The 25,608-nt window shown below is 59.2% G+C and carries 21 protein-coding genes and 1 pseudogene; 7 read left to right on the top strand and 15 right to left on the bottom strand.

Annotated features, from left to right (window positions below; genetic code table 11):
• Positions 1–10 precede the first annotated feature (10 nt).
• The 5 genes from ssuE to argE form a co-directional block, all read right to left on the bottom strand.
• A complete protein-coding gene (gene ssuE / locus AC07W5_RS02015; protein ID WP_495010392.1) occupies positions 11–604 on the bottom strand; it encodes an NADPH-dependent FMN reductase in 594 nt (197 codons plus the stop codon).
• A gap of 349 nt (positions 605–953) precedes the next feature.
• Positions 954–1,592: a peroxiredoxin gene (locus AC07W5_RS02010; protein ID WP_495022692.1), complete on the bottom strand. Its 639-nt coding sequence runs from the start codon at positions 1,590–1,592 to the stop codon at positions 954–956.
• Positions 1,593–1,747: 155 nt separating this feature from the next.
• Positions 1,748–3,076: an OprD family porin gene (locus tag AC07W5_RS02005; protein WP_495022691.1), complete on the bottom strand. Its 1,329-nt coding sequence runs from the start codon at positions 3,074–3,076 to the stop codon at positions 1,748–1,750.
• A 555-nt stretch (positions 3,077–3,631) separates the two neighbouring features.
• Positions 3,632–4,930: an amino-acid N-acetyltransferase gene (argA, locus tag AC07W5_RS02000; RefSeq protein ID WP_495022690.1), complete on the bottom strand. Its 1,299-nt coding sequence runs from the start codon at positions 4,928–4,930 to the stop codon at positions 3,632–3,634.
• Between the two features lie 160 nt (positions 4,931–5,090).
• The gene (gene argE, locus AC07W5_RS01995; RefSeq protein ID WP_494990798.1) at positions 5,091–6,239 is read right to left on the bottom strand and encodes an acetylornithine deacetylase; all 1,149 of its coding nucleotides are present in this window, start codon (positions 6,237–6,239) and stop codon (positions 5,091–5,093) included.
• A 157-nt stretch (positions 6,240–6,396) separates the two neighbouring features.
• Here argE and AC07W5_RS01990 point away from each other — a divergent pair, with 157 nt between their 5' ends.
• A complete protein-coding gene (locus AC07W5_RS01990) occupies positions 6,397–7,764 on the top strand; it encodes a CYTH domain-containing protein (protein WP_494990799.1) in 1,368 nt (455 codons plus the stop codon).
• A 120-nt stretch (positions 7,765–7,884) separates the two neighbouring features.
• Here AC07W5_RS01990 and AC07W5_RS01985 read toward each other — a convergent pair whose 3' ends face one another.
• The gene (locus tag AC07W5_RS01985; protein WP_494990800.1) at positions 7,885–8,349 is read right to left on the bottom strand and encodes an Lrp/AsnC family transcriptional regulator; all 465 of its coding nucleotides are present in this window, start codon (positions 8,347–8,349) and stop codon (positions 7,885–7,887) included.
• A gap of 126 nt (positions 8,350–8,475) precedes the next feature.
• On the opposite strand from AC07W5_RS01985, the gene AC07W5_RS01980 reads away from it, so the two are divergent.
• The 5 genes from AC07W5_RS01980 to AC07W5_RS01960 all read left to right on the top strand — a co-directional run bounded on the left by AC07W5_RS01980 (position 8,476) and on the right by AC07W5_RS01960 (position 12,645).
• Positions 8,476–8,814, top strand: coding sequence for an ACT-like domain-containing protein (locus AC07W5_RS01980; protein ID WP_494990801.1), 339 nt, complete (start codon positions 8,476–8,478; stop codon positions 8,812–8,814).
• A 140-nt stretch (positions 8,815–8,954) separates the two neighbouring features.
• Positions 8,955–10,736, top strand: coding sequence for a type IV pilus assembly ATPase TfpB (gene tfpB, locus AC07W5_RS01975; RefSeq protein WP_495022689.1), 1,782 nt, complete (start codon positions 8,955–8,957; stop codon positions 10,734–10,736).
• 141 nt (positions 10,737–10,877) lie between these two features.
• Positions 10,878–11,798 (top strand): SPFH domain-containing protein, encoded by a 921-nt coding sequence (locus tag AC07W5_RS01970; RefSeq protein ID WP_494990803.1) that lies wholly within the window; start codon positions 10,878–10,880, stop codon positions 11,796–11,798.
• A 10-nt stretch (positions 11,799–11,808) separates the two neighbouring features.
• Positions 11,809–12,258, top strand: a complete 450-nt coding sequence (locus AC07W5_RS01965) for an NfeD family protein (RefSeq protein ID WP_494990804.1) — start codon at positions 11,809–11,811, stop codon at positions 12,256–12,258.
• Between the two features lie 69 nt (positions 12,259–12,327).
• On the top strand, positions 12,328–12,645 hold the full coding sequence (locus AC07W5_RS01960; protein ID WP_494990805.1) for a DUF2388 domain-containing protein: 318 nt from the start codon (positions 12,328–12,330) through the stop codon (positions 12,643–12,645).
• Positions 12,646–12,821: 176 nt separating this feature from the next.
• Here AC07W5_RS01960 and gcvP read toward each other — a convergent pair whose 3' ends face one another.
• The gene (gene gcvP, locus AC07W5_RS01955; RefSeq protein WP_494990806.1) at positions 12,822–15,695 is read right to left on the bottom strand and encodes an aminomethyl-transferring glycine dehydrogenase; all 2,874 of its coding nucleotides are present in this window, start codon (positions 15,693–15,695) and stop codon (positions 12,822–12,824) included.
• 189 nt (positions 15,696–15,884) lie between these two features.
• On the opposite strand from gcvP, the gene AC07W5_RS01950 reads away from it, so the two are divergent.
• Positions 15,885–17,024 carry a DegT/DnrJ/EryC1/StrS family aminotransferase gene (locus tag AC07W5_RS01950; protein WP_494990807.1) on the top strand — a complete coding sequence of 380 codons (1,140 nt, stop codon included), beginning with the start codon at positions 15,885–15,887 and terminating at the stop codon, positions 17,022–17,024.
• A gap of 80 nt (positions 17,025–17,104) precedes the next feature.
• Here the strand turns inward: AC07W5_RS01950 and gcvH are convergent, their stop codons facing one another.
• From gcvH to pepP, 8 genes and pseudogenes are all read right to left on the bottom strand, one after another.
• The gene (gcvH, locus tag AC07W5_RS01945) at positions 17,105–17,488 is read right to left on the bottom strand and encodes a glycine cleavage system protein GcvH (protein ID WP_494990808.1); all 384 of its coding nucleotides are present in this window, start codon (positions 17,486–17,488) and stop codon (positions 17,105–17,107) included.
• Between the two features lie 52 nt (positions 17,489–17,540).
• Positions 17,541–18,623 carry a glycine cleavage system aminomethyltransferase GcvT gene (gene gcvT, locus AC07W5_RS01940; protein WP_494990809.1) on the bottom strand — a complete coding sequence of 361 codons (1,083 nt, stop codon included), beginning with the start codon at positions 18,621–18,623 and terminating at the stop codon, positions 17,541–17,543.
• Positions 18,624–18,779: 156 nt separating this feature from the next.
• A complete protein-coding gene (locus AC07W5_RS01935) occupies positions 18,780–20,396 on the bottom strand; it encodes an ABC transporter permease (protein WP_495022688.1) in 1,617 nt (538 codons plus the stop codon).
• Positions 20,397–20,564: 168 nt separating this feature from the next.
• Positions 20,565–21,566: an extracellular solute-binding protein gene (locus AC07W5_RS01930; RefSeq protein WP_495022687.1), complete on the bottom strand. Its 1,002-nt coding sequence runs from the start codon at positions 21,564–21,566 to the stop codon at positions 20,565–20,567.
• Between the two features lie 173 nt (positions 21,567–21,739).
• Positions 21,740–22,957 (bottom strand): 2-octaprenyl-3-methyl-6-methoxy-1,4-benzoquinol hydroxylase, encoded by a 1,218-nt coding sequence (locus AC07W5_RS01925; protein WP_495022792.1) that lies wholly within the window; start codon positions 22,955–22,957, stop codon positions 21,740–21,742.
• Between the two features lie 9 nt (positions 22,958–22,966).
• Positions 22,967–23,047, bottom strand: a pseudogene (locus AC07W5_RS01920) (tetrameric acyl-CoA thioesterase); the annotation flags it as partial.
• A 22-nt stretch (positions 23,048–23,069) separates the two neighbouring features.
• Positions 23,070–24,257, bottom strand: coding sequence for a 2-octaprenyl-6-methoxyphenyl hydroxylase (ubiH, locus tag AC07W5_RS01915; protein WP_494990812.1), 1,188 nt, complete (start codon positions 24,255–24,257; stop codon positions 23,070–23,072).
• A complete protein-coding gene (gene pepP / locus AC07W5_RS01910; RefSeq protein ID WP_495022686.1) occupies positions 24,254–25,588 on the bottom strand; it encodes a Xaa-Pro aminopeptidase in 1,335 nt (444 codons plus the stop codon). The genes ubiH and pepP overlap by 4 nt, the downstream gene beginning before the upstream one ends.
• Positions 25,589–25,608 lie beyond the last annotated feature (20 nt).

Genomic DNA, 25,608 nt, shown 5'->3' with positions numbered 1-25,608 from the left:
CCGGTGAGGCTTAAATGCTCCAGCGAGCACTCAACAAACGGTCGTTCAACAGACTCGGGTCCAGCGGTTTCGGCCGCCGTGCCATGGCGCTATAAAACTGCTCCAGCGCTTCGCTCAGGCGTTCTTCCAGTACCGGCACCAATTGCGCCTGAGCGCTGCCTTCGCCATAAGCGATCTGGCTGTCTTCGGCGAAAATCCCGTGAAGCATTTCCTCAGCCTTCAGTGCCGACAGCACCGGTTTAAGCGCGTAATCCACTGCCAGCATGTGAGCGATGCTGCCGCCAGTGGCCATGGGCAACACGACCTTGTGGCTCAGTGCGCGCTCCGGCAACAGATCGAGCACAGTCTTCAGTGCGCCGGAGAACGACGCTTTGTAAACCGGCGTGGCGATCAGCAGACCATCGGCGTTTTCAATCTGTTGCAGCAGGTCGCTCACCTTCGGGCTATCGAAGCGTGCGTGGAGCAAGTCTTCGGCCGGGAAGTCCCGTACCTGATAACTCACCACCTCCACGCCTTGCTGCTGTAACCAGCGTTTGGAGTGGTCCAGCAACACTCCGGAACGGGAGCGCTGGCTGGGACTTCCACCGAGTGAGACGACCAGCATGCAGATAATTCCTCAGGGGGTTGTTGGCGATTCGCTCTCTGCGATTTCGCTAAGATGAACAGACCATAACAGGTGATTTATATATCTATAAATCTTATTTATTCATTTGTTTATTCCATAAGCGCATATGCGAAAAACATTCCTCCAGACAAAAAAACAGGCGGTCGAAACGGCCTGAAACCCTTGCTTGTGAACCTTGAGATTTGCCGCGACTGTCAGTCCGCCATCGCGAGCAAGCCCGCTCCCACATTAAATCTGTGGTGAATATGGAAAGTGCGTCTGACCCCGATCAAGTGTGGGAGCGGGCTTGCTCGCGATGCGATTTCAGCCGCGCAGAAAGTGGTGAGCCTTATCGATTAGGCTGCGGCGTCAGTCGCAGATACGGTTTCACCGCGCGGTAGCCTTTCGGGAAGCGTTTTTTGATCTCGTCCTCATCCTTGAGCGATGGCACGATCACCACTTCATCACCGTCCTGCCAATTGGCCGGCGTGGCCACTTTGTAGTTGTCGGTGAGCTGCAGCGAATCGATCACCCGCAAAATCTCATTGAAATTACGCCCGGTGCTGGCCGGATAGGTAATGCTCAGGCGCACCTTTTTGTTCGGGTCGATGACGAACAGCGAACGCACGGTCAGGGTGTCGTTGGCATTGGGATGGATCAGGTCGTAGAGGTCGCAGACCTTGCGATCAGCGTCGGCGAGGATTGGGAAGTTGACGAGGGTGTTCTGGGTTTCGTTGATGTCTTCGATCCACTTGTGGTGCGAGTCCACCGGGTCGACTGACAGGGCAATCGCCTTGACGCCGCGCTTGGCGAATTCGTCGTTCAGCCTGGCGGTGAAACCGAGCTCCGTGGTGCAAACCGGGGTGAAGTCCGCTGGATGGGAAAACAGCACGCCCCAGCTGTCACCCAGCCACTGGTGAAAACGAATCGTGCCGGCGCTGGAGTCCTGTTCAAAATCGGGGGCGATGTCGCCAAGTCTGAGGCTCATGATGCTGCTCCATTGCGTGCGTGATGAGCCTACTTTGCTTGCCTGCGATGAAAATTAAAAAGAATAAAAATAATTAAACTTATACCCGCTGGGAATATTAAAAAAAATACAAAAAAAAGGTCTCGCCATTAGGCGAGACCTTTTTCTGAAGCCGATTACATGAAGCTGTAGGTGTAGTTGAAGATCAGACGGGTCTGGTCCTGGGCGTCGATACCCTCGGCGTTGCCACGGTAAGTGCCATGTCGCAAGGTCGTGCCGAAGCCTTTGAGAGCGCCCTCCTGGATGGTGTAATCCACACGCAGGTCGGTTTCCCACTCGGACTGGTCACTGCCAGTGCCGTTCTTGGCTTTGATGTTGTCGCCATGCAAGTAGGCAACCGAGGTTTTCAAGCCCGGAACACCCAGCTTGGCGAAGTCATAGGAGTACTGACCGAAGGTAGTGTTTTCACCGGCACGGGCAAACTGGCCGACCGTGGCGTCAGTGAACAGGTAGAAGCTCGAGCCACCGGCACCTTCATTAACACCGTTGCCATTGACCACGTTAGCCTGGTTCAACCAGACGAAGCCGCCGCTATCGTTGACGCGCTGATGACCCAACAGGAAGGCGTTACCGCCCAAGGTGTAGGTGAACATAGCGCTCCAGGTCTTGTTATCGACCTGGCCCGGGGTCTTGGCGAAACCACCGTTGTTGTTGAACTGAAAGCCCGGATCGCCGTTCTTGCCGTCGGACCTGCTGTCGAAATAGCGAACATCCGTCTTGAAGGACTGGTCGGTACCGATCGGCAGGACGTGCACCAGGCCCAGGAAGTTCTGCTTGTAGTAGTCTTCCAGGTTCGCGTAGTAGTACTGCAGGGTAAGGTCTTTGGTGACTTTCCAGTCAGCGCCGCCATAAAGGAACTTGTTGCTGGCCTCGGTACCGCCCGCAACCGCCAGGCCAGTGGCGTTACTCGAAGCACGACCCGTTGCGTGTTCGAGCTGACCTGCGTTAAAGGTCACACCGTCGATTTCCTTGGAGGTGATGGTGCCACCTTCAAAGGTCTGGGGCAGCAGACGACTGTCGTTTGCTATCAGGATCGGCAGGTTCGGTGCCAGAGCACCACCCAGGTGAGCCTCGGTCTTGGAGTAACGCGCTTTGACGTTCCCGGCCAGACGGCTCCATTCGTGCACTGCTGAGCCATCGCTATCGCTTGGCACGAACGTATTGCTGTCCGGGTGATGACCTCTACCGCCATCCAGATGGATGCCAACCAGCGCTTGGGCATCAAAACCAAAGCCAACAGTCCCTTGGGTGAATCCGGACAGATAATCGAATTTGAAACCCTGAGCCGCCTCGCGCTGGTCAGCTTTACCGGCGCGATTGTCATTGTCGAAATACATGGTCCGGGAACTGAGGCTCGCCTTGCTGTCTTCGATGAAACCCGCGGCGCCTGCCTGCTGCGCCAAAACCCCTACGGCCACAGCCAGGGCTAAGGTGGACTTATTCATGTTTCGCTCCTCTACGTTTCTAATTTTTTGTGCACTTTGGTCCAGGGTCTAGCGCCCCGTTTGCCACAGATGCTCGATTAGTGCAAGACCGTGACTGATAAGTCAATCGTAAGCAGTCGCGTCTACGACCTTGGTCTAATCGCAGTGTTTGATCCGTTCAGGTTAATGAATTTCTCATAAGCCCAAAAAGAATTGTTTATTCATTTTTCATACGATTCGGGAATATAGCTCAACCCGCCTCAACCGAACCGGATGCAGAGGTATCGGCCTACGAGCTAATTCCTAAATGGTATTTTCAACCGCTTATTTAGACCAATTCGGGCTCGCGTATTCTTCATACGTCAATCACGATCAAATAGGCGACGCTATCATGGCCAAACGTGCATCTTCCCGTCAAATTGTTACAGTTTGTATATCGATGTTATTTTTTACCGCCCGTCCGGTAAACACTGCAACGGGCAGCAAAAACGGCGGAGCTGATCGGCGCATTCCCCTGTAAGAACAGGCGCAACCTGCGATCTGTCAGTGCCCGGAGCGAAGTCTAAGCTCATCAGGTTACAGAGTCTTTTCGAAAATCTTGGAATTACGCTGATAGTTGTACAGCGAGGCCCGTGCCGAGGGCAGGCGCTCGACACTGCTTGGCACAAAGCCGCGCTCGCGGAACCAGTGCGCGGTACGTGTAGTCAGCACGAACAAGGTTTTCAGCCCCCGAGCCCGAGCGCGGGTCTCGATCCGTTCCAGCAATTCATCACCGCGACCACCATGGCGGTATTCCGGGTTCACCGCCAGGCAAGCCAGTTCCCCCGCATCCGAATCGGCAATCTGATACAGCGCTGCACACGCGATAATCATCCCTTCGCGCTCGACCACGCTGAACTGCTCGATCTCGCGTTCCAGCACTTCACGGGAACGGCGAACCAGAATGCCCTGCTCTTCCAGCGGGCTGATCAGATCCAGCAGACCGCCGACGTCTTCAATGGCCGCTTCACGCACCAACTCGAATTGCTCTTGCGCGACCAGCGTACCGCCACCGTCACGGGTGAAGAGTTCGGTCAGCAACGCGCCGTCTTCAGCGTAGCTGACAATATGGCTACGGCCCACGCCGCCACGACAGGCTTCAGCCGCCGCATCCAGTAATTCAGCCTGATAGTTGCCGCCCAGGCGTTGCAAATGCGCCGGCACCTGCTGCGGACGCAGCTCGCGCACCAACCTGCCGTTTTCATCGATCAGGCCAGGATCGGCACCGAACAGCAGCAGTTTATCGGCGCCCAGGTCGATGGCGGCGCGGGTAGCGACGTCTTCGCAGGCCAGGTTGAAGATTTCCCCGGTCGGCGAATAACCCAAAGGCGAAAGCAGAACGATTGAACGCTCATCCAGCAGACGGTTGATGCCCTTGCGGTCTACCCGACGCACTTCGCCAGTGTGGTGAAAGTCGACACCTTCAAGCACGCCGATCGGCCGGGCAGTCACCAGATTGCCGCCCGCCACCCGCAGGCGCGAGCCCTGCATCGGCGAAGCGGCCAAGTCCATGGACAGGCGCGCTTCAATGGCGATCCGCAGCTGGCCGACCGCATCGATGACGCACTCCAGAGTCGCCGCATCGGTGATGCGCAGGCCATGATGGTAATGCGGGGTCAGGCCTCGGGCAGCGAGACGGGTTTCAATTTGCGGACGCGAACCATGAACCAGTACCAGCCGTACCCCCAGGCTGTGCAACAACACCAGGTCGTGGACGATATTGCCGAAGTTCGGATGCTCGACCCCATCGCCGGGCAGCATGACGACAAAGGTGCAATCGCGGTGGGCGTTGATGTACGGAGAAGCGTGACGAAGCCAATTGACGTATTCGGGCATAAAACCAGCGCCTGTAATAAAAAGCAGCCGAAAAAGGGACGAAACAGAAAACGCACAGCGGGCTGTTGGTTATCGTCGGAACAGGCTTGGCGACACGCGAGCTCTCCTTATAGATACGGCCTTGATCATCGGCGATTTACTGGGTGGCCGGTGCGGACCACTAAGCCGGGATCAGGCAATAATGTTCGATCAATTGACGTAGTAGATGCACGGTAGGCTGCAAGCGTGACATTTCGAGGTATTCCCCAGGTTGGTGAGCGCAGGCAATGTCGCCCGGGCCGAGCACCAGCGTCTCGCAGCCAAGGCGCTGAAGATAAGGTGCTTCGGTGCCAAACGCTACTGCTTCGGCGAGATGGCCCGTGAGTCTTTCCGCGACCCGGACCAATTCGCAATCTTCAGCCTGCTCGAAAGGCGGCACTTCGGGGAATAACGGCGCGTAATCAATCTTCACCTTATGCCACTCGGCTATCGGCTCAAGCTTCTGCCGGATCGCTGCGCGCAAGACACTCGGGTCCATGCCTGGCAAGGGCCGCAGGTCGAACTCCAGCGAGCACTGGCCGCAAATCCGGTTCGGGTTGTCACCGCCGTGGATGCAACCAAAATTCAGGGTCGGCTGCGGCACGCTGAACTGCGGATTGCGGTACTCGCGCTGCCAAAGCAGTCGCAGCCCTCTCAATTCGCCGATGGCGTCATGCATGGCTTCGAGGGCGCTGTGGCCCAGGCTCGGGTCTGATGAATGGCCACTTTGTCCGAGAATATCGATGCGCTCCATCATCACGCCTTTGTGCAGACGAATCGGTTTGAGCCCGGTCGGCTCGCCGATCACTGCTGCTCGCCCAAGCGGTCGACCGGCTGCAGCCAGCGCACGGGCGCCAGCCATGGAGCTTTCTTCGTCGCAGGTGGCGAGGATCAGCAATGGTTGCTTGAACGGCTTGTCCAGCAGCGGCAGCACTGCTTCGATGGCCAGCGCAAAAAAGCCCTTCATGTCGCAACTGCCCAGGCCAACCCAGCGACCGTCGACTTCGGTCAGTTTCAGCGGATCGGTCTGCCACAGCGCGCCGTCGAACGGCACCGTGTCGCTGTGCCCGGCCAGCACCAGGCCGCCGGGGCCGCTGCCAAAACTGGCGAGCAGATTGAACTTGCCGGGGCTGACCTGCTGAATGTCGCAGGCAAAACCCAGATCGCCGAGCCAGGTCGCCAACAGGTCGATCACCGCGCGATTGGATTGATCCAGACTCGGCTGGGTACAACTGACCGACGGCGCGGCGATCAGCGCAGCAAACTGATCTTTCATGGATGGCAAAGACATGCGCTGACTCCTGACTCCCTAGAAGAACCTCATCATAGAACCATCCGCGTCATGGAATAAACCGCCGCGGCACGTCGAGTCGACGAGTCCTGTACACTGCTCGGCCTTGGCAGCCACACATTCCCCGGCTGCGCTCCCGATCCTGGATTTTCCGGCCATGCAGAAAGAAACCGAAATCAAACTCCGCGTCAGCCGCGAAACCCTCGCTGCCCTGCGCGAGCATCCGTTACTGAAAAAACGCAACAAAAGTGGCTGGGAACGCCGTGAACTGATGAACCAGTACTTCGACACGCCGGAGCGTGACCTGGCCCGTGCCAAGGTTGCCCTGCGCCTGCGTCGTGATGGCGAAGAAGTGATCCAGACCCTCAAGACCCGTGGTCAAAGCATCGCCGGCCTGTCCGAGCGTAACGAGTACGACTGGCACCTGCCAAAAGCCAAGCTCGACGTGAAAAAACTCGACGGCGAATGCTGGCCTGAGCAACTGGCCGAGCTGGACAAAAAGACCCTCAAGCCAATCTTCACCACCGATTTCGTCCGCGAACGCGCCGAAATCGCCTGGGGCCGTGGCAAGACCAAAGTGGTCATCGAAGCCGCGCTGGACCTGGGCCACGTCATCGCTGGCAAGCAGAAAGAAGAAATCTGCGAACTGGAACTGGAACTGCGCGAAGGCGAACCGGCTGCCCTGCTGGAACTGGCTGCCGAACTGGCCGCCACTCTGGCCCTGATGCCGTGCGATATCAGCAAGGCCGAGCGTGGCTATCGCCTGTTCGACGCCAACAGCTATTCGTTGAGCCTGCCCCCTGCGCAACTGTCCGCTGAACTGCCGCTGGACGACGCGTTCGCTGCATTGAGCTGGCACTTGCTGAGCAGCAGCCAGCGCCTGGCCGAGCAATACCGTTTCAATGGCCACTGGCGTCTGCTGCAGGATTGGGTAGAAAACCTCGCCGAATTGCGCGCGCTGATAGGCAGCCTCGGCCAGGCCGCACCGCGTCAATCGACCCACGACCTGCGGGCCTCGCTCGATGCGTTGCTGGAAGACTGGCGCCCGCTGGTGCAAGCCGGTCAGGAGGACGAAGACGTGCGCAAAGCCGCACCGGAGCAATTCGCTGAAGAACTGGAAGACGTTCGCTGGGGCCTGTTCTCGCTGAACGCCTCGCGCTGGTTGCTGGCCCGCACCTGGGCCGCCGACCGCAACACCCGGGGCAATCGCCAGGGTGCTGCGCAACTGGGCAACTGGTTGCCGCGCCTGCTGGCCGAAGAAGCCGTCGCCCTGCAACTGCCGCGTTATCAGCAACAACCGGAAGACCTGGCCGAGCAATTGCCGCGTATCGAACGCATCCAGGCCTGGCTGCACCTGGCTCGTGGCGTGCTGGAGATCCCGGAAACGGATCGCCTCTACGGTGAGCTGAAACAGTTGCAGCAACTGGCCAATGAGCCCATCACCGATGAAGCGCTCGATGCCCGCAAGCAGCAGGCGATTGCCGTGTTCCAGAACCGTGCCTGGAAGACTCTTCTGCGTATGTGATGATCGTTCCCACGCGCAGCAAAGGAATGCATCCCGTGACGCTCTGCGTCACATCAAAAAGCGGACGCAGAGCGTCCTGCGGCATTCCCACGCGGGAGCGTGGGAGCGATCTCGCCCCCCCTACACCGGCAAACTCGTCGTGGACTTGATTTCGGACAAGGCCACGATCGAGTTGACCTCCTGAATCCCCGGCACCATCGACAGTTTCTCGAAAAAGAAGCGCTCATACGCCTCGATATCCGCCGTCACGATGCGCAGCAAAAAGTCCACTGCCCCCATCAACACATAGCACTCCAATACTTCCGGAAAGCCACGAATCGCCTCGGTAAATTCGGTGAAGTTGGAACGACCGTGGGCGTTGAGCTTGACCTCGGCAAAAATCTGCGTGTTGAGACCGATCTTCTTGCGATCAAGCAAAGTCACTTGCCCTCGAATTACGCCCTCCTCCTTGAGTCGCTGAATCCGTCGCCAGCACGGCGACTGCGACAGCCCGACCCGTTCGGCAATCTGTGCACTTGAAAGCGAAGCGTCCTCCTGGAGCAATGCCAAAATCCGTCGGTCATAAGCGTCCAGTTCGCTATGCATAAAAAAACCCTCAAAGTAAATAAAAGCGAAATACTTAATTCAATTTATGACCAATCAACCCAATCATAGATAAGAAATACCCCGAACCGCATGTAAAAATTTCTCCGGTTATTTTGGAGAACGACCATGCCCCCTCTCGAAGCTGTCAGCACCGCCCCAAGCCGCGCCGATGTCTGGAACGTCAGTAACGCCCATTGCCGCGTGCACTATCAGCTGCTCGCTGAAGCCGAACCGGATCTGCTGTGCCGGGTGCTCAATCATTTCGCCTTGCAGTTTCTGGTTCCGCAGCAGGTCAACGTATTGCAACAGAACGACTTGCTATCGATTGATGTGGTGCTCGACGGGTTGAGCTGGCACCGCGCCCAAGTGATCGCAGAAAAATTGCGTAACTTGATCAGCGTTTGCTCGGTGGATCTGCAACCCGCTGATTCTTCATGGGTTCATCCCGCACAGGCGGCCAGCTAGGAGCAGTCAGCAAAAGCTCGCAATGCTTGGTCAGGCAACGGCCAAACGGACGGCTCATCCGGGGACTATTCTTGGCGATCTGTGATCAGAGGCGCACACCTCTAAACCGCTAATTGCAAGATCGTTCAAAAGGAGCCCGCATGTCCGTTCCCCTCCTAGCTCAGGACCGCTGGCTGGATCTCAACGATCTGCTGCGTGATCTGGTCGCTCAGGGCTTTATCAGCCAGGACTCGGCCGAACACGCATTGACCACCCGACGCAATACCGCCCACAACCAGCTCCACCCGCTGGAGTTCCTCGCCAGCCAACACCTGGGCGACTTCAGCCGACCTGGTAAACGGCTTGACCTGGAAAGCCTCACCTTGTGGCTTGCACAGCAGGCCGATCAGCCTTATTTGCGCATCGACCCGCTGAAGATAAACGTCGCGAGCATTACCCCGCTGATGTCCTATGCCTTCGCCCAACGCCACAAGATTCTTGCTGTTTCGATCGATCGCGATGCAGTAACCGTGGCCAGCGCGCAGCCCTACGTCAACGCCTGGGAGGCCGATCTGACCCACGTCTTGAAGCTGCCGATCAAACGCGTGGTGGCCAACCCGGCGGACATCCAGCGCTTTACCGTGGAGTTTTATCGGTTGGCCAAGTCAGTCAGCGGCGCCAACAATTCTGATCAAAAAATGAACACCCTGGGCAACTTCGAACAGTTGCTAAACCTCGGCGCCAGTGATCAGGAGCCCGATGCCAACGACGCGCACATCGTCAACATCGTCGACTGGCTGTTCCAGTACGCCTTCCAGCAACGCGCCAGTGATATCCACATCGAACCCCGTCGCGAGCAAGGCACCGTACGCTTTCGCATCGACGGCGTGCTGCACAACGTCTATCAATTCCCACCGCAAGTGACCATGGCCATCGTCAGCCGCCTGAAAAGCCTGGGCCGAATGAATGTTGCAGAAAAACGTAAACCCCAGGACGGTCGAGTCAAGACCAAGACCCCGGAGGGCGGTGAGGTCGAGTTGCGGCTGTCGACGCTACCCACGGCCTTTGGCGAAAAGATGGTCATGCGGATTTTCGATCCCGAAGTACTGCTCAAGGACTTCGACCAGCTGGGTTTCTCCACCGAAGACCTGCGCCGCTGGCAAGACATGACCCGCCAGCCCAACGGCATCATCCTGGTCACCGGCCCCACCGGTTCGGGTAAAACCACCACGCTCTACACCACGCTGAAAAAACTGGCGACGCCCGAGGTCAACCTCTGCACCATCGAAGACCCGATCGAGATGGTCGAACCGGCGTTCAACCAGATGCAGGTTCAGCACAACATCGACCTGACCTTTGCCAGCGGCGTGCGGGCACTGATGCGGCAAGACCCGGACATCATCATGATCGGCGAAATCCGCGATCTGGAGACCGCCGAAATGGCGATCCAGGCGGCACTCACCGGGCATTTGGTTCTGTCGACGCTGCATACCAACGACGCACCCAGCGCCATGAGCCGCTTATTGGAGCTCGGTGTGCCGCATTACCTGATCAAAGCCACCGTGCTCGGGGTCATGGCCCAGCGTCTGGTTCGCACCCTTTGCCCGCACTGCAAAGCGCCGCTGAGCCTGGGTGAGGACGATTGGCAAACCCTGACCAAACCCTGGCAAGCGCCATTGCCGACCAATGCCCAACAGGCCATCGGATGCCTGGAATGCCGCGACACCGGTTACCGGGGGCGCGCCGGGGTCTACGAAATCATGTTACTGAGCGACAACGTCAAAGCACTGATCAGCCCTGACACCGATCTGCTGGCCGTGCGTCACCAAGCGTTCAAGGAAGGCATGCGCAGCCTGCGCCTGTCCGGTGCGCAGAAAGTTGCCGCCGGGTTGACCACGATTGAGGAAGTCTTGCGTGTGACACCGCAGAGTGAGCAGAAATAACCGACGCATCGCCAAACCGAAATGAACCCTTTTATGTCTCCTGATGATGCAAGCAGCCCTAATCGACTCTTATGCTCGCCCCACGCCGCTACACTCTGCTCATTGCGACCTCATTGATCAAAATGTGAACAGGGAGATGGTATGCAGATTGGTAACGTGCTTTTACTCTTCGTCGGCCTGGCCATCGCTATTGTGTTCATGGGCGTCAAGGTGGTTCCGCAGGGCTATCAGTGGACGGTCGAGCGCTTCGGCCGCTACACCAATACCTTGAAACCGGGACTGAACATCATCATTCCGATCATGGACCGCATCGGCCGCAAGATGAACGTGATGGAAAGCGTGCTGGACATCCCGCCGCAGGAAGTCATCACCTCCGACAACGCTACCGTGCAAATCGATGCCGTGTGCTTCTTCCAGGTGGTCAACACGGCCCAGGCCGCCTACGAGGTGAACAATCTCGAGCATGCCATCCGCAACCTGTTGCAGACCAACATCCGTACCGTCCTCGGCTCGATGGAGCTGGACGCGATGCTCAGCCAGCGAGACGCCATCAACGAGAAACTGCTGCGTACCGTCGACGAAGCCACGGCGCCGTGGGGCATCAAGATCACCCGGATCGAGATCAAGGACATCAGCCCGCCCGCGGACCTGATGGCGGCCATGTCCGGGCAGATGAAAGCCGAGCGGATCAAGCGCGCCCAAATCCTCGAAGCCGAAGGTCTGCGGGCGTCGGCGATTCTGACGGCGGAAGGTAAAAAGCAGGCACAGATCCTCGAAGCCGAAGGTGCCCGTCAGGCAGCGTTCCTCGAATCCGAAGCCCGCGAGCGGCAAGCCGAAGCCGAAGCCCGTGCCACTCAGGTGGTTTCCGAAGCAATCGCTACCGGTAACGTGCAGGCGATCAACTACTTCGTCGCGCAAAAGTATATCGATGCGCTGGGCAAACTGGCGTCGGCCAACAACAGCAAAGTCGTTCTGATGCCGCTGGAAGCCAGCCAGGTGATCGGTGCGGTCGGCGGCATCGGCGAAATCGTCAAAGCCACGTTCGACAGTAAAAAAGCCTGAGGCGCGACCTATGTGGGCATTCCTGCAGTATGTGTCGTTCTGGGACTGGCTGGCGTTGGGCACCATTCTGTTGATTTTCGAAGTGTTCGGCGCTGGCGGTTATTTACTCTGGGTTGGCATCGCCGCTGCCGCAGTCGGCGTGTTGACCTTCTTGATTCCAGACCTGTCGTGGGAAGTGCAATTGCTGTTGTTCGGCCTGCTATCGGTGCTGACGGTGTTGTATTGGTGGAGACGCCAGCGCAGTGCCGTCAGAGCCAGTGATCAGCCAACCCTCAATCTTCGTGCTCAAGAGCTGATAGGTAAAACCTTCGTGGTGCATGAAGCGATTGTCGGGGGGCGAGGCAAGATCAAGGTCGCCGACGGCTTCTGGATGGCCAAAGGACCGGACGCGCCAGTCGGCACCCGTGTTCGGGTGATCGGGCAGGAAGGGGTCATCATTGAGGTGGAACGCATCGATTGATGGGTCACGGAACTCCGTTGGGCTATCGAGTATCAAACGCCTCAGATAACCCAGTCGGAGTCACCCACCATGCGTTTCAAATTAGCCGTCGCCACCTTGGCCCTGCTGTCCCTTCCTGTCTGTTCGGCAATGGCCGACGACTTCTTGCGGGATGTCATTTCCTCAGGTGCGACCACCGCCTCCACCTACCTGACGTTCAAGGACCACAAGCTGATCGTCGCCGCCCAGGATGACGCCGGCAGCTTCGTCGCCAGCGACGGCGGTATTCGCGGCCCGTATCTGGAAGCCGCGATGCGCAAGGTCCGCGCCGACAACCCAGGCTTGCAGGCCACCGATATGGAACTGGCCAACGCGATTCTGGCGAAGAATGCGGTTGCCCAAGAGTGATCCACTGCTGCGCTGAGTAAAAAATGCCGCTCCCTGGAGCGGCATTTTTTTGCCCGAAACCCTGTAGGAGCATGGCTTGCCGGCGATGGCGTCCTTGAGATCGCCATCGTCGGAACGCCGCCCGGACCAATCGAGCGTCGACCGGCTGCGACTACAGAGGAAGATCGCGGTTTTTTTCAGCGATAGGCATCCACCGGCACGCAAGCACAGAACAAATTGCGGTCACCGTAGACATTGTCGACACGATTCACCGTCGGCCAGTACTTATGGGCCTTGGTGTGCGCGCTGGGCGTCACCGCCTGTTCTATGGTGTAAGGCCGCTCCCAGACCCCGGTGATATCCGCCAGTGTGTGGGGTGAGCGTTTCAACGGGTTGTCTTCGGCGGGCCAGTTGCCGTTCTGCACTTCGGATATTTCTGCGCGAATGCTCAGCATCGCTTCGATGAAGCGATCCAGTTCAGCCTTCGACTCGCTTTCGGTCGGCTCGACCATCAGCGTACCCGGCACCGGGAACGACATGGTCGGCGCATGGAAGCCATAGTCCATCAAACGCTTGGCGACATCCTCTTCACTGATCCCGGTTTGCGCCTTGAGCGGCCGCAAGTCGAGGATACATTCGTGGGCCACCCGGCCATTTCGCCCGGTGTAGAGCACCGGGAAGGCACCGCTCAAGTGCTCGGCCAGATAGTTCGCAGCGAGAATCGCCACTTCGCTGGCATCGGCCAATTGCGGTCCCATCAGCGCGATGTACATCCAACTGATCGGCAAGATGCTCGCGCTGCCCCAGGGCGCGGCGCTGACCGCCCCGTTCTGCGGCTGCGGACCTTCGATCTGCACCACCGGGTGATTGGCAACGAACGGTGCCAGATGCGCACGCACGCCAATCGGTCCCATACCGGGACCACCACCGCCATGGGGAATGCAGAAAGTCTTGTGCAGATTCATGTGGGAAACGTCGGCGCCGATATCCGCCGGCCGCGCCAGCCCAACCTGAGCATTGAGGTTAGCGCCGTCCATATAGACCTGGCCGCCGTGGCTGTGGATAACTTCACAGATCTCGCTGATGCCCTCTTCGTACACGCCATGGGTCGACGGATAGGTCGCCATCAGGCACGACAAATTGTCGCCCGCATCCTGGGCCTTGGCTTTCAGGTCATCCAGATCGACGTTACCGGCATCGTCGCACTCGACGATCACCACTTGCATCCCGGCCATCTGCGCCGAAGCCGGGTTGGTGCCGTGGGCGGAAGCAGGAATCAGACAGATGTTGCGTGCGTCCTGTTGGCGGCTTTCGTGGTATTTGCGGATTGCCAGCAACCCGGCGTATTCACCCTGAGCTCCGGAGTTGGGTTGCATGCAGATGGCATCGAAACCGGTGATCGCACAGAGCCAGCTCTGCAACTCACTGATCATCAGTGAATAGCCAAGCGCCTGCTCTTTCGGCGCGAACGGGTGCAGATTGGCGAAACCTGGCCAGGTGATCGGGATCATCTCGCTGCTGGCATTGAGTTTCATCGTGCAGGAGCCCAGCGGGATCATCGACTGGTTGAGCGCCAGGTCCTTGTTCTCCAGCTGTTTGAGGTAGCGCAGCATCTCGGTTTCACTGTGATGGGCACTGAATACCGGATGGCTCAGATAAGGAGAGCTGCGCAGCAGTTCATTGGGGATGCCCGAGGCCAATGCCTCGGCATCCAGCTCAGCGACATCCAGACCGTGACCGGCACCGAGAAAGACATCGAACAGCCGCGCCACGGTGGTTTCATCACAGGTTTCGTCGAGACTCAGACCCAACTGACCACGCCCGAGGATGCGCAGATTGATTTGCGCATCCCTGGCGCTTTCGATGATCGCCGTCTGACTGCCGCCGACATCCAGCGTCAGGGTGTCGAAGAATTGCTCGTTGAGTCGTGTAATGCCATTTCTCTGCAGGCCCGCCGCCAGAATGCAGGTCAACCGGTGGACTCGCTGAGCGATGCGCTTGAGCCCCTCGGGGCCGTGATAAACCGCATAGAAGCTGGCGATGTTGGCCAACAGCACCTGCGCAGTACAGATGTTCGAGTTGGCTTTCTCCCGGCGGATATGCTGCTCGCGGGTTTGCAGGGCCATGCGCAGGGCAACATTGCCGCGCGCATCTTTCGAAACGCCAATGATGCGCCCGGGAATCGCTCGTTTGTATTCATCGCGACTGGCAAAAAACGCTGCATGGGGACCGCCATAACCCATGGGCACGCCGAAACGCTGGGACGAACCGAACACCACGTCGGCACCCAACTCCCCTGGCGGGGTCAACAGCAACAGGCTGAGCAGATCGGCAGACACGCAGGCCAGCGCCTGCTGCGCGTGCAGATGGTCGATCAGCGGGCGCAGATTGCGGATTTCACCGTGGGTGTCCGGGTACTGCAGCAGCGCGCCAAAAACTTGATGGCGAGTGAGGTTTTCCACAGCATCGATCACCAGCTCGAAGCCGAATCCTTCGGCCCGGGTCTGCACCACCGAGATGGTCTGCGGGTGGCAGTTTTCGTCGACGAAGAATAAATTGCTTCTGGATTTGGCCACGCGTTTAGCCAAGGCCATGGCTTCGGCTGCCGCTGTGGCTTCATCCAGCAGCGAAGCGTTGGCCAGCTCCAGGCCCGTGAGGTCGATGGTCATTTGCTGGAAATTCAGCAGCGCTTCGAGCCGACCTTGGGCAATCTCGGGCTGATACGGCGTGTAGGCGGTGTACCAACCGGGATTTTCCAGCACGTTACGCAGGATCACCGTTGGCGTCAGAGTACCGTGATAGCCCATGCCGATCAGGCTGGTCCAGACCTGATTCTGCTCGGCATAACCTTTGAGTCTGGCCAGTGCAGCCTCTTCATCGAGTGCTGGCGGCAAGTCCAGAACGCGGTTGAAACGAATGCCTGGCGGCACCGTCTGCTCGATCAACTCGACTCGACTGCCGAGCCCGAGGCTGTCGAGCATGGCCTGCTGCTCGGCAGCATCAGCTCCCAGATGGCGCCGCAGAAAGGTATTAGGGTCTCGCAACTGGCTCAAAGACGGCAACTGGGACATGACGGGCTCTCTCTTAAGTGGCGCTCGGCGTCTATGCAACACGGTCAAAGCAGCATAGCAGTCGATCCTGAGCGCTGACGGTATGGCGCCTTCGGTCAATCCGGATCATCATGCCCGACGTTATCGCGCTAACCTTGGCGAGTTCCAATCAACGCCTCAACCGTATGCCTATCGGATACTTCAATCATCATGAGCCAACTGCCGTTTCTGCCGTTTTCAAAACCCACCATCGATGAAGCCACGATTGCCGCTGTCGGCGACGTATTGCGCTCGGGCTGGATCACCAGCGGCCCCAAGGTGCAAGCCTTCGAAGCCCAGCTTTCGGAGTACTTTGGCGGTCGGCCGGTACGTACGTTCAACTCCGGCACCTGCACCATGGAGATCGCCTTGCGCATCGCCGGGATTGGCGCCGGCGATGAAGTCATCACCACCCCGATCTCCTGGGTGGCCACGGCCAACGTAATCCTCGAGGTCGGCGCCACACCGGTGTTCGCCGACATCGACCCGATCACCCGCAATATCGATCTGGCGCAGGTCGAAGCCGCAATCACGCCGCGCACCAAGGCGATCCTCCCGGTGTACCTGGCAGGTCTGCCAGTGGACATGGAGCGCTTGTACGCGCTGGCCAGGAAACACGGCCTGCGAGTGCTGGAAGATGCCGCGCAAGCGCTGGGCTCGAGCTGGAATGGCCAGCGTATCGGTTCCACCGGCGACTTCGTCTCGTTCAGCTTCCAGGCAAACAAGAACGTCACGTCCTCCGAAGGTGGCTGTCTGGTGCTGAACAATGCCGAAGAGGTTCGTCTGGCCGAGAAGTACCGGCTGCAAGGCGTTACCCGCAGCGGTTTCGATGGGCTGGATGTCGACGTGTTGGGCGGTAAGTTCAACATGACCGACGTAGCTGCCGCTATCGGCCTGGGCCAGTTTGCTCACATCGACGCAATCACCGCCCATCGCCGTGAATTGGCCAAGCATTACTTTGCCTGCTTTGGCAGCGACTTCGAAGCGCAATACGGTGCTCAACTACCGCCTGCCGATTTCACAAACAGCAACTGGCACTTGTTCCAACTGGTGCTGCCGGAGCGCAAGGACGGAAAACCGGCTCGCGCCACATTCATGGAACAAATGCAGGAGCGCGGCGTCGGCATCGGCTATCACTACCCGCCTATCCACCTGCTGAGCCTGTACCGCGAGCGTGGTTTCAAGGAAGGCATGTTCCCGGTTTCGGAACGGGTTGGCCGTTTGATCGTTTCATTGCCGATGTTCACCGCGATGAGCAAAAGCGATGTCGAGCGTTCGGTGGAAGCAGTGAAGGCGGTGTTGAAGCCTTAAACGCAATCGCGAGCAAGCTCGCTCCTACAGGTTCACGCCAACCCTGCAGGAGCGAGCTTGCTCGCGATAAGTAACGAGCGTTACTCGCCGATGGCGTTCTTGTAGCCAGTGGCGTCGAGCAACGTGTCCAGTTCAGCGGTATCGCTTGGCGCGAGTTTGAAAAACCAGCTGTCGTATGGCGCGCTGTTGACCAGCTCCGGGCTGTTGGCCAACTCTTCGTTTATGGCGATGACTTTACCGGAAACCGGCGAGTAGATATCCGAAGCGGCCTTGACCGACTCGACTACACCCGCCGCATCACCGGCAGCGAACACTGTGCCGATTTCCGGCAACTCGACGAACACGACATCACCCAAGGCTTCCTGAGCATGGTCTGAAATACCCACTTTCACGCCACCATCCTCATCCAGACGGGCCCATTCGTGACTTTCGGCAAAACGCAGGTCGACAGGGATTTCACTCATATTCTGTGTCCTCAAGAAGAAATGTCAGCGGTTGATTGCCCGCCAGAAAAAGTTAGATCAAGGCTTTGCCATGACGCACAAAGGTCGGTTTTACCACCCGAACCGGGTACCACTTGCCACGGATTTCCACTTCTGCACGGTCGGCGGTAGCCATGGGCACGCGCGCCAGCGCGATCGACTTGCTAAGCGTAGGAGAGAAACTACCACTGGTGATCTCCCCTTCGCCAACATCGCCGATGCGAACCACCTGGTGAGCGCGCAAAACGCCACGCTCTTCCAACACCAGACCGACCAGTTTTTGCTTCACTCCGCCTGCGCGCTCGGCTTCTAAAGCGGCTCGACCGATGAAATCGCGAGTCGCAGGCGCCCAGGCAATGCTCCAGGCCATATTCGCGGCCAGCGGTGAGACATCCTGGTGCATGTCCTGACCGTAGAGATTCATACCCGCTTCAAGGCGCAGGGTATCGCGGGCACCGAGACCGATCGGGGAAATACCCGCACCGACCAGATCATTGAAGAACGCTGGCGCCTGATCGGCAGGCAGGACGATTTCCAGTCCATCTTCGCCGGTATAACCGGTGCGCGCGATGAACCAGTCGCCGTCGACCTGAGCTTCAAAGGGTTTGAGGTGCTGGATCAGCGTGCCACGGGCCTGGGTGACCAGTTCTGCAATCTTGTTCCGGGCCTGTGGGCCTTGAATCGCCAGCATCGCCAACTCGGGGCGCTCGTGCAACTGCACCTGGAACTCACCGAGCTGCGCTTGCATCCAGACCATGTCCTGATCACGGGTAGCGGCGTTGACCACCAACCGGTAACCCGCCTCGGTGCGATAGACGATCATGTCGTCGACCACCCCGCCGCGCTCATTGAGCATGGCGCTGTACAACGCACGGCCGGGGCTGTGCAGACGTTCGACATCATTGGCCAGCAAATGCTGAAGCCAGGCCTTGGCCTGGGAGCCACTGACGTCAATCACGGTCATGTGGGATACATCGAAAACCCCGCAATCACGTCGCACCTGATGGTGCTCTTCGACTTGCGAGCCGTAATGCAGAGGCATATCCCAACCGCCAAAATCGACCATCTTCGCGCCTAGGGCGAGATGCAGGTCATACAGAGGCGTACGCTGTCCCATGGGTTTCTCCTTCCGGGCGTGGCGAAGGTGCGGACAGGCACTGCGCTGGCTGAAAGCCTTTAAAAATGCGGCTTGCAGCAGCTCTCAGTGACCCGACCTGAAAGGCGGACCGCACCGAATGCCGCGCATTGTAGCCGCAAGGTGTAGGACTGGCACCTAGCCTATGCGATGAGCGGAACGTCGGATCAATCCGATGACCGGTAATAGCCCGACCAAAACCAGCGTCAGTGCCGGCAGGGATGCCCGCGACCACTCGCCTTCACTGGTCATTTCGAAGATGCGGACAGCCAGCGTGTCCCAACCGAACGGGCGCATCAGCAAGGTGGCGGGCATTTCCTTGAGCACATCGACGAACACCAGCAACGCGGCACTCAAGGTGCCTGGAAGCAAAAGCGGCAGATACACGTTGAAAAACAGTCGCGGCCCACTGACGCCCATACTTCGTGCTGCTTCGGGCAACGAAGGCCGGATCCGCGCCAGGCCGTTTTCCAGTGGCCCGTAGGCCACTGCAATGAAACGCACCAGATACGCCAGCAATAACGCCGAAAGGCTACCCAACAGTAACGGCTTGCCCGCGCCACCGAGCCAGGACGATAGCGGGATCACCAGTTCACGGTCCAGATAGCTGAAGGCCAACATGATCGATACCGCGAGCACCGAGCCCGGCAAGGCGTAACCCAGATTGGCCAGACTGACTCCGGAGCGAATGGCCCGGGTCGGTGCCAGTCGTCGGGAAAATGCCAACAGCAAAGCCACGCTCACCGTGATCAACGCCGCCATGGCGCCCAGATACAATGTGTGCGCAATCAGCCCGGCATAACGCTCATCGAGGTCGAAACGGCCACGCTGCCAGAACCAGACCACCAACTGCAGCATCGGAATGACGAAGGCACAGGCAAACACCAGGCCGCACCAGCCACTGGCGGCCAGAGCCTTGAACCCGTGCAGGTGATACAGCGCCTTGCCCCGGGGCCGCTCGTTGCTCGCCCGACTAGCACCGCGAGCCCGGCGTTCGCCGTACAACACCAGCGTTACAGCAAGCAGCAGCAGGCTTGCCAGTTGCGCGGCGCTGGAAAGACTGAAGAAACCGTACCAGGTCTTGTAGATGGCCGTGGTGAAGGTATCGAAGTTGAACACCGCCACCGCGCCAAAGTCGGCCAGGGTCTCCATTAATGCCAAAGCCACGCCGGCACCGATGGCCGGTCGTGCCATGGGCAGCGCCACACGCCAGAAGGCCTGCCACGGCGATTGGCCGAGCACCCGCGCAGCTTCCATCAGACCTTTGCCCTGAGCGAGAAAGGCTGTGCGCGCCAGCAGGTAGACGTAGGGATAGAACACCAGCACCAGAACCAGAATCACGCCACCGGTGGAGCGCACCCGAGGCAGGCGCAGCCCCGTGCCGAACCATTCACGCAACAGGGTTTGCACCGGGCCGGCAAAATCCAGCAGACCCACGAAGACGAACGCCAGTACATAGGCCGGGATCGCAAACGGCAGCATCAGTGCCCAATCCAGCCATCGACGCCCGGGGAACTCACAGAGGCTGGTTAACCAGGCCATGCTGACGCCCAGCAGCGTTACGCCGGCTCCGACGCCCAGCACCAGCGTCAGTGTGTTGCCGAGCAAGCGCGGCATCTGCGTTTCCCACAGGTGCGTCCAGATCTGCTGGTCGATCGACTGCCACGACAACAGCAACACGCTCAGCGGCAACAGAACCAGCGCTGCAACGGCAAAGACCAGCGGATACCAACGACGTTGGGCGGGATGGGCCACGAAAAGCTCTCAATCAAATGATTGTGCCCACGCTCTGCGTGGGCACACGGCCTGTGACGCTCCGCGTCACCTTTAGAGCGGACGCAGAGCGTCCATGGCTGCATTCCCACGTAGAGCGTGGGAACGAGATCAACGCCCCGCAAATGCAGGGCTCTGCAAACCGGCTGCTCAGTTCCAGCCGGCACGGTCCATCAAGCGAATGGCTTCGGCCTGGCGCTTGCCGGCCACTTCCACTGGCAACGTATCGGGTACGAACGTGCCCCAGCTAGCCACTTCAGCGGACGGCAGTACGTTCGGGTTGGCCGGGAATTCCTGATTGATATCGGCAAAGATCTTCTGCGCTTCAGGCGTGGTCATCCACTCCACCAGCGCCTTGGCCGTCTGAGGGTGCGGTGCGTACCTGGTCAGGCCGATGCCCGACAGGTTGACGTGCACACCACGGTCGCCCTGATTCGGCCAGAACAGTTTCACCGCCAGATTTGGCTTTTGCTTGTGCAAACGGCCGTAGTAGTAGGTGTTGACGATGCCAACGTCGCACTGCCCGGCATTGATCGCCTCAAGCACTGCGATGTCATCGGAGAACACGTCGGTGGACAGGTTGTTGACCCAGCCTTTGATGATTGCTTCGGTCTTCTCTGCACCGTGGGTTTCGATCAGCGTAGCGGTCAGCGACTGGTTATAAACCTTCTTGGCCGTACGCAGGCACAGACGACCTTCCCACTGTTTGCCGGCCAGGGCTTCGTAAGTGGTCAAATCCGACGGTTTTACCCGCTCAGTGGAGTAGGCCAGGGTCCGCGCGCGCAGGCTCAAACCGGTCCATTGATGGTTGGACGAACGGTATTGAAGCGGAATATTGGCGTCGATTACATTGGAAGTAAACGGCTGCAAAATACCCATCTGCTCGGCCTGCCAGAGGTTACCGGCATCGACGGTGAGCAGCAGGTCGGCGGTGGCGTTCTCGCCCTCGGCCTTGATCCGCTGCATCAGCGGCGCTTCCTTGTCGGTGATGAACTTCACCTGCACGCCGGTCTTTTTGGTGTAGGCATCGAACACCGGCTTGATCAGCTCGTCGATTCGTGAGGAGTAGACCACTACTTCATCAGCCGCGTGGGCGGTGCTGCCGATCAGTGTGAGTGCCAGAGCAGTCAGTAGGCGCTTGGGTGCCAACATGGGAGCGGTCTCTCGAAATCAGAAAAGAGGCCAAATGATAAGGACTCACATTTGGCATCTCAACCGAACACTCCATCGAGGAGTTACGAGATGTTGCACGAGCAGAAATGGGAGGTGAATGTTCTGCCGCTATCGCGAGCAAGCGATAGCGGCCTGCAGCCACGCCAAATAACTCAGGCCTTGGCCAACTCAGGCAAATCCCCGGTCAACCCCAACGCCTGACGCACAAACAGCGCCTTGGCTTCAGGCATTTGATCGACCATCTTCAACCCGGTATTACGTAACCAGCGCAGCGGCAAGGGATCGGCCTGGAACAATCGTTCGAAGCCTTCCATTGCCGCCATCAGCCCCAGGTTGTGCGGCATGCGCCGGCGCTCGTAACGGCTGAGCACTTTGAGATCTGCCAGGCGCTCACCACGGCTGGCCGCTTGCAGCAGCACTTCAGCCAGCACAGCGGCGTCGAGGAAACCGAGATTGACGCCCTGCCCGGCCAGCGGGTGAATGGTATGGGCAGCGTCACCGATCAGCGCCAGGCCTTCAGCCACATAGCGCTTGGCGTGCCGCTGACGCAGCGGTACACAGAGGCGCGGGTCAGCGCTCAATACCGTGCCCAGACAACCTTCAAAGGCTCGCTCCAGCTCGCGGCAGAAGTTTTCATCGTCCAGCGCCATCAGACGTTCAGCCTCGCTCGGAGTGGTCGACCAGACGATCGAGCACCAGTCGTGCTGACCGTCGCGCTCCAGCGGTAAAAAGGCCAGCGGACCGTTGTCGGTAAAACACTGCCGGGCGGTCATCTGATGGGGTTTGGCACTGCGCACGCTGGTGACGATGGCGTGATGCAGATAATCCCACTCACGGGTGGCGCAACCGGTCAAACGGCGAACCGCCGAGTTGGCGCCGTCCGCCGCGATCACCAAGGGCGCACGCAGCATGCGACCGTCGGCCAGGGTCAGCAGCCAGTCGTCGCCGGAGCGGCGCATCTGCTCCAGCCGCGCATTGGCCAGAAGGCCCATATCACAGTCGTGCAAACGTTCGAGCAAGGCATCCTGCACCACCCGGTTCTCGACGATATGCCCCAGCACTTCGGCGTGCACACTGGCCGCCGAGAAGTGGATCTGCCCGGTGCCACTGCCGTCCCAGACCTGCATTTCGGCGTAAGGGCTGGTACGGCGTTTGACGATACCCTCCCAGACCCCCAGACGTTCAAGGATCCGCTGGCTGGCCGCCGACAAGGCGCTCACCCGGGGCTCGAACGGCGCCTGAGGATCGAAGGGTTTGACGCTCAACGGGCTGCCGTCGAGCAGCAGAACCTCCAGCCCGCTGCCCTGCAACGCCAGCGCCAAAGCGCTCCCGACCATTCCGGCCCCGACAATCAGCAGATTTGCGCGCATTTCCATGCTTTAAGCCTGTCTCGCTTGCGGCTTGAGCCGCACGTAAAGGGTTTTATCGACCCGCGCCACCAGCGTGCCGCCGTGATGAATCTTGAAACGCCGGGTCAGCCAATTAAGCATCGGGACGCGTGCCCAGGCCCATCGCCTGCCGGGCGAACCAGCGCTTGGCCGGCGGCAGCAGGTCGAGGCCAAGCAGGCCAATGTTACGACCCAGTGAAACCAACGGCTGCGTGCTGCCAAACAACCGGGTGACCTGATCGGAGAAGCCGACGGTCAGTTGCTGATCCAGCCGTTGCCGCTCGCGATAGGCCTGTAAGGTGGCGAAGTCGCCCGGCATGCTCTCGCTGGCCAGCAACGTATCGGCCAGTGCCTGTGCATCTCGCAGGGACAGGTTGAAACCCTGACCGGCAATCGGATGCAGGCTGTGGGCCGCGTTACCCAGCACGGTCAGATGGGGACGAACCTGTTCTTCGGCCTCCACCAGCGTCAGCGGATAGAGATGCCGTACACCGACTTGTTTGAGGGCGCCCAGCCGATAACCAAACACGCCCTGCAACTCGCTCAGGAAGCTGCGCTCATCAAGGTTCGCCAGACGCTGGGCGTCCATGCCAATGCGGGTCCAGACCAGCGCGCAACGGTTTTCCGGCAGCGGCAGCAAGGCCATCGGGCCATCATCGGTAAAACGCTCGAACGCCATGCCGTTATGGGCTTCGCTCGGGGTGATATTGGCGATCAACGCGCTCTGGTTGTACGGACGTTTTTTGACGCCGATGCCCAACTGCTCACGCAAACCGGAGCGACCGCCATCGGCCAGCACCGCCAAGTCGCACTCAAGGGCAGTTTCATCGTCGAGGGTCAGGCGATAGCCATCCTCAAGCGGCTCCATGCGCGTAACTTCGGCCGGGCAGCGCCAACTGATCACGTCCTTGTCCAGGCCTTGCCAGAGGCATTGACCGAGCCAGGCGTTCTCCACCACATAACCGAGCGCCGGAACGCCCTCTTCCATGGCCGACAAGCGCGCGGTGGAAAACCGCCCGCGATCGGAAACATGGATCTGTTTGATCGGCTCGGCGCGGCGGGAGATTTCCTGCCACAGGCCGAGCCGCTGATAAATTTGTCGGGCGCCGAAGGACAGCGCCGAGGAGCGCGCGTCATAGCTCGGTTGATAGGTGTGGCCAGGCGCGAAAGGTTCGATCAGCACGATCTTCCAGCCGCGGGCCTTGGCCCCGGCTTGCAAGGCCAACGCCAGACTGGCGCCAACCAGACCGCCACCTATGATTGCCAGATTGACTCTGCTCATGCCGCTTGCATCCGGGCAGCCGCCATCAGCGCCTCGATCTCGGCCACCGTTTTCGGTACACCGCTGGTCAGAATTTCACAGCCCTGCCTGGTCACTACTACGTCATCCTCGATGCGCACGCCAATGCCGCGCCATTTCTTCGCCACATTTTGATTGTCCGGTGCGATGTAGATACCCGGCTCGACCGTCAGCGCCATGCCGACTTCCAGCACCCGCCATTCACCGCCGACCTTGTACTCACCAACGTCATGCACATCCATCCCCAGCCAGTGACCGGCGCGATGCATATAAAAAGCCTTGTAGGCTTCGCAGGCAATCAGCTCATTCACCTCGCCCTGCAACAAGCCAAGTTCCACCAACCCTGCCGTGATCACCTGAACCGTGGCTTCGTGCGCCTGGTTCCAGTGTTTGTTCGGCGCGATTTGGGCAAACGCCGCTTCCTGAGAAGCCAGCACCAATTCGTAGATCGCCTTCTGCTCAGGGGAAAACTTGCCGCTGACCGGCCAGGTTCGGGTGATATCGCTGGCGTAGCAGTCGATCTCGCAACCAGCGTCGATCAGCACCAGATCACCGTCCTTGAGCACTGCGTCATTTTGCTGGTAATGCAAGATGCAGCTATTGCGCCCAGAGGCGACGATCGAGCCATACGCCGGCATTTTCGCCCCACCTTTACGGAACTCGTAATCCAGCTCCGCCTCCAGGCTGAACTCATGCAAACCGGCACGGCTGGCCTGCATGGCACGAATATGGGCCTGAGAGGAAATCCGCGCGGCTTCGCGCATCACCTTCACTTCTGCCGCCGATTTATACAGGCGCATGTCGTGCAACAGATGATCCAGGGCAACGAATTCGTTCGGTGGCTGGGCGCCCAGGTGCGCTTTAGAGCGGATCACGTTGATCCAGTCCATCAGATGGCGGTCGAATTCCGGGTTGCTGCCCATGGCCGAATAGACCCGGTCGCGACCTTCAATCAGGCCCGGCAGAATATCGTCGATGTCGGTGATCGGGAACGCGTCATCGGCGCCAAAGTCGCGAATCGCGCCTTCCTGGCCAGCGCGTAAGCCGTCCCACAATTCGCGTTCGGCGTTGCGTTCACGGCAGAACAGCACATATTCGCCATGCTCACGACCGGGCATCAGGACCAGCACCGCCTGAGGCTCGGGGAAACCGCTGAGGTATTGAAAGTCACTGTCCTGACGGTAGACATGCTCGACGTCACGGTTACGGATCGCCACTGCGGCGGCAGGCAAAATCGCGATGCTGTTGGGTTCCATCTGCGCCATCAACGCCTTGCGGCGACGGGTGTATTCCGATTTCGGGATATGAATCATGGGCAGATGGATTTCCCTAT

It is taken from the genome of Pseudomonas sp. GW821-FHT01E05 (assembly GCF_059422425.1).
This window is presented reverse-complemented; position numbering and strand designations above follow the sequence as displayed.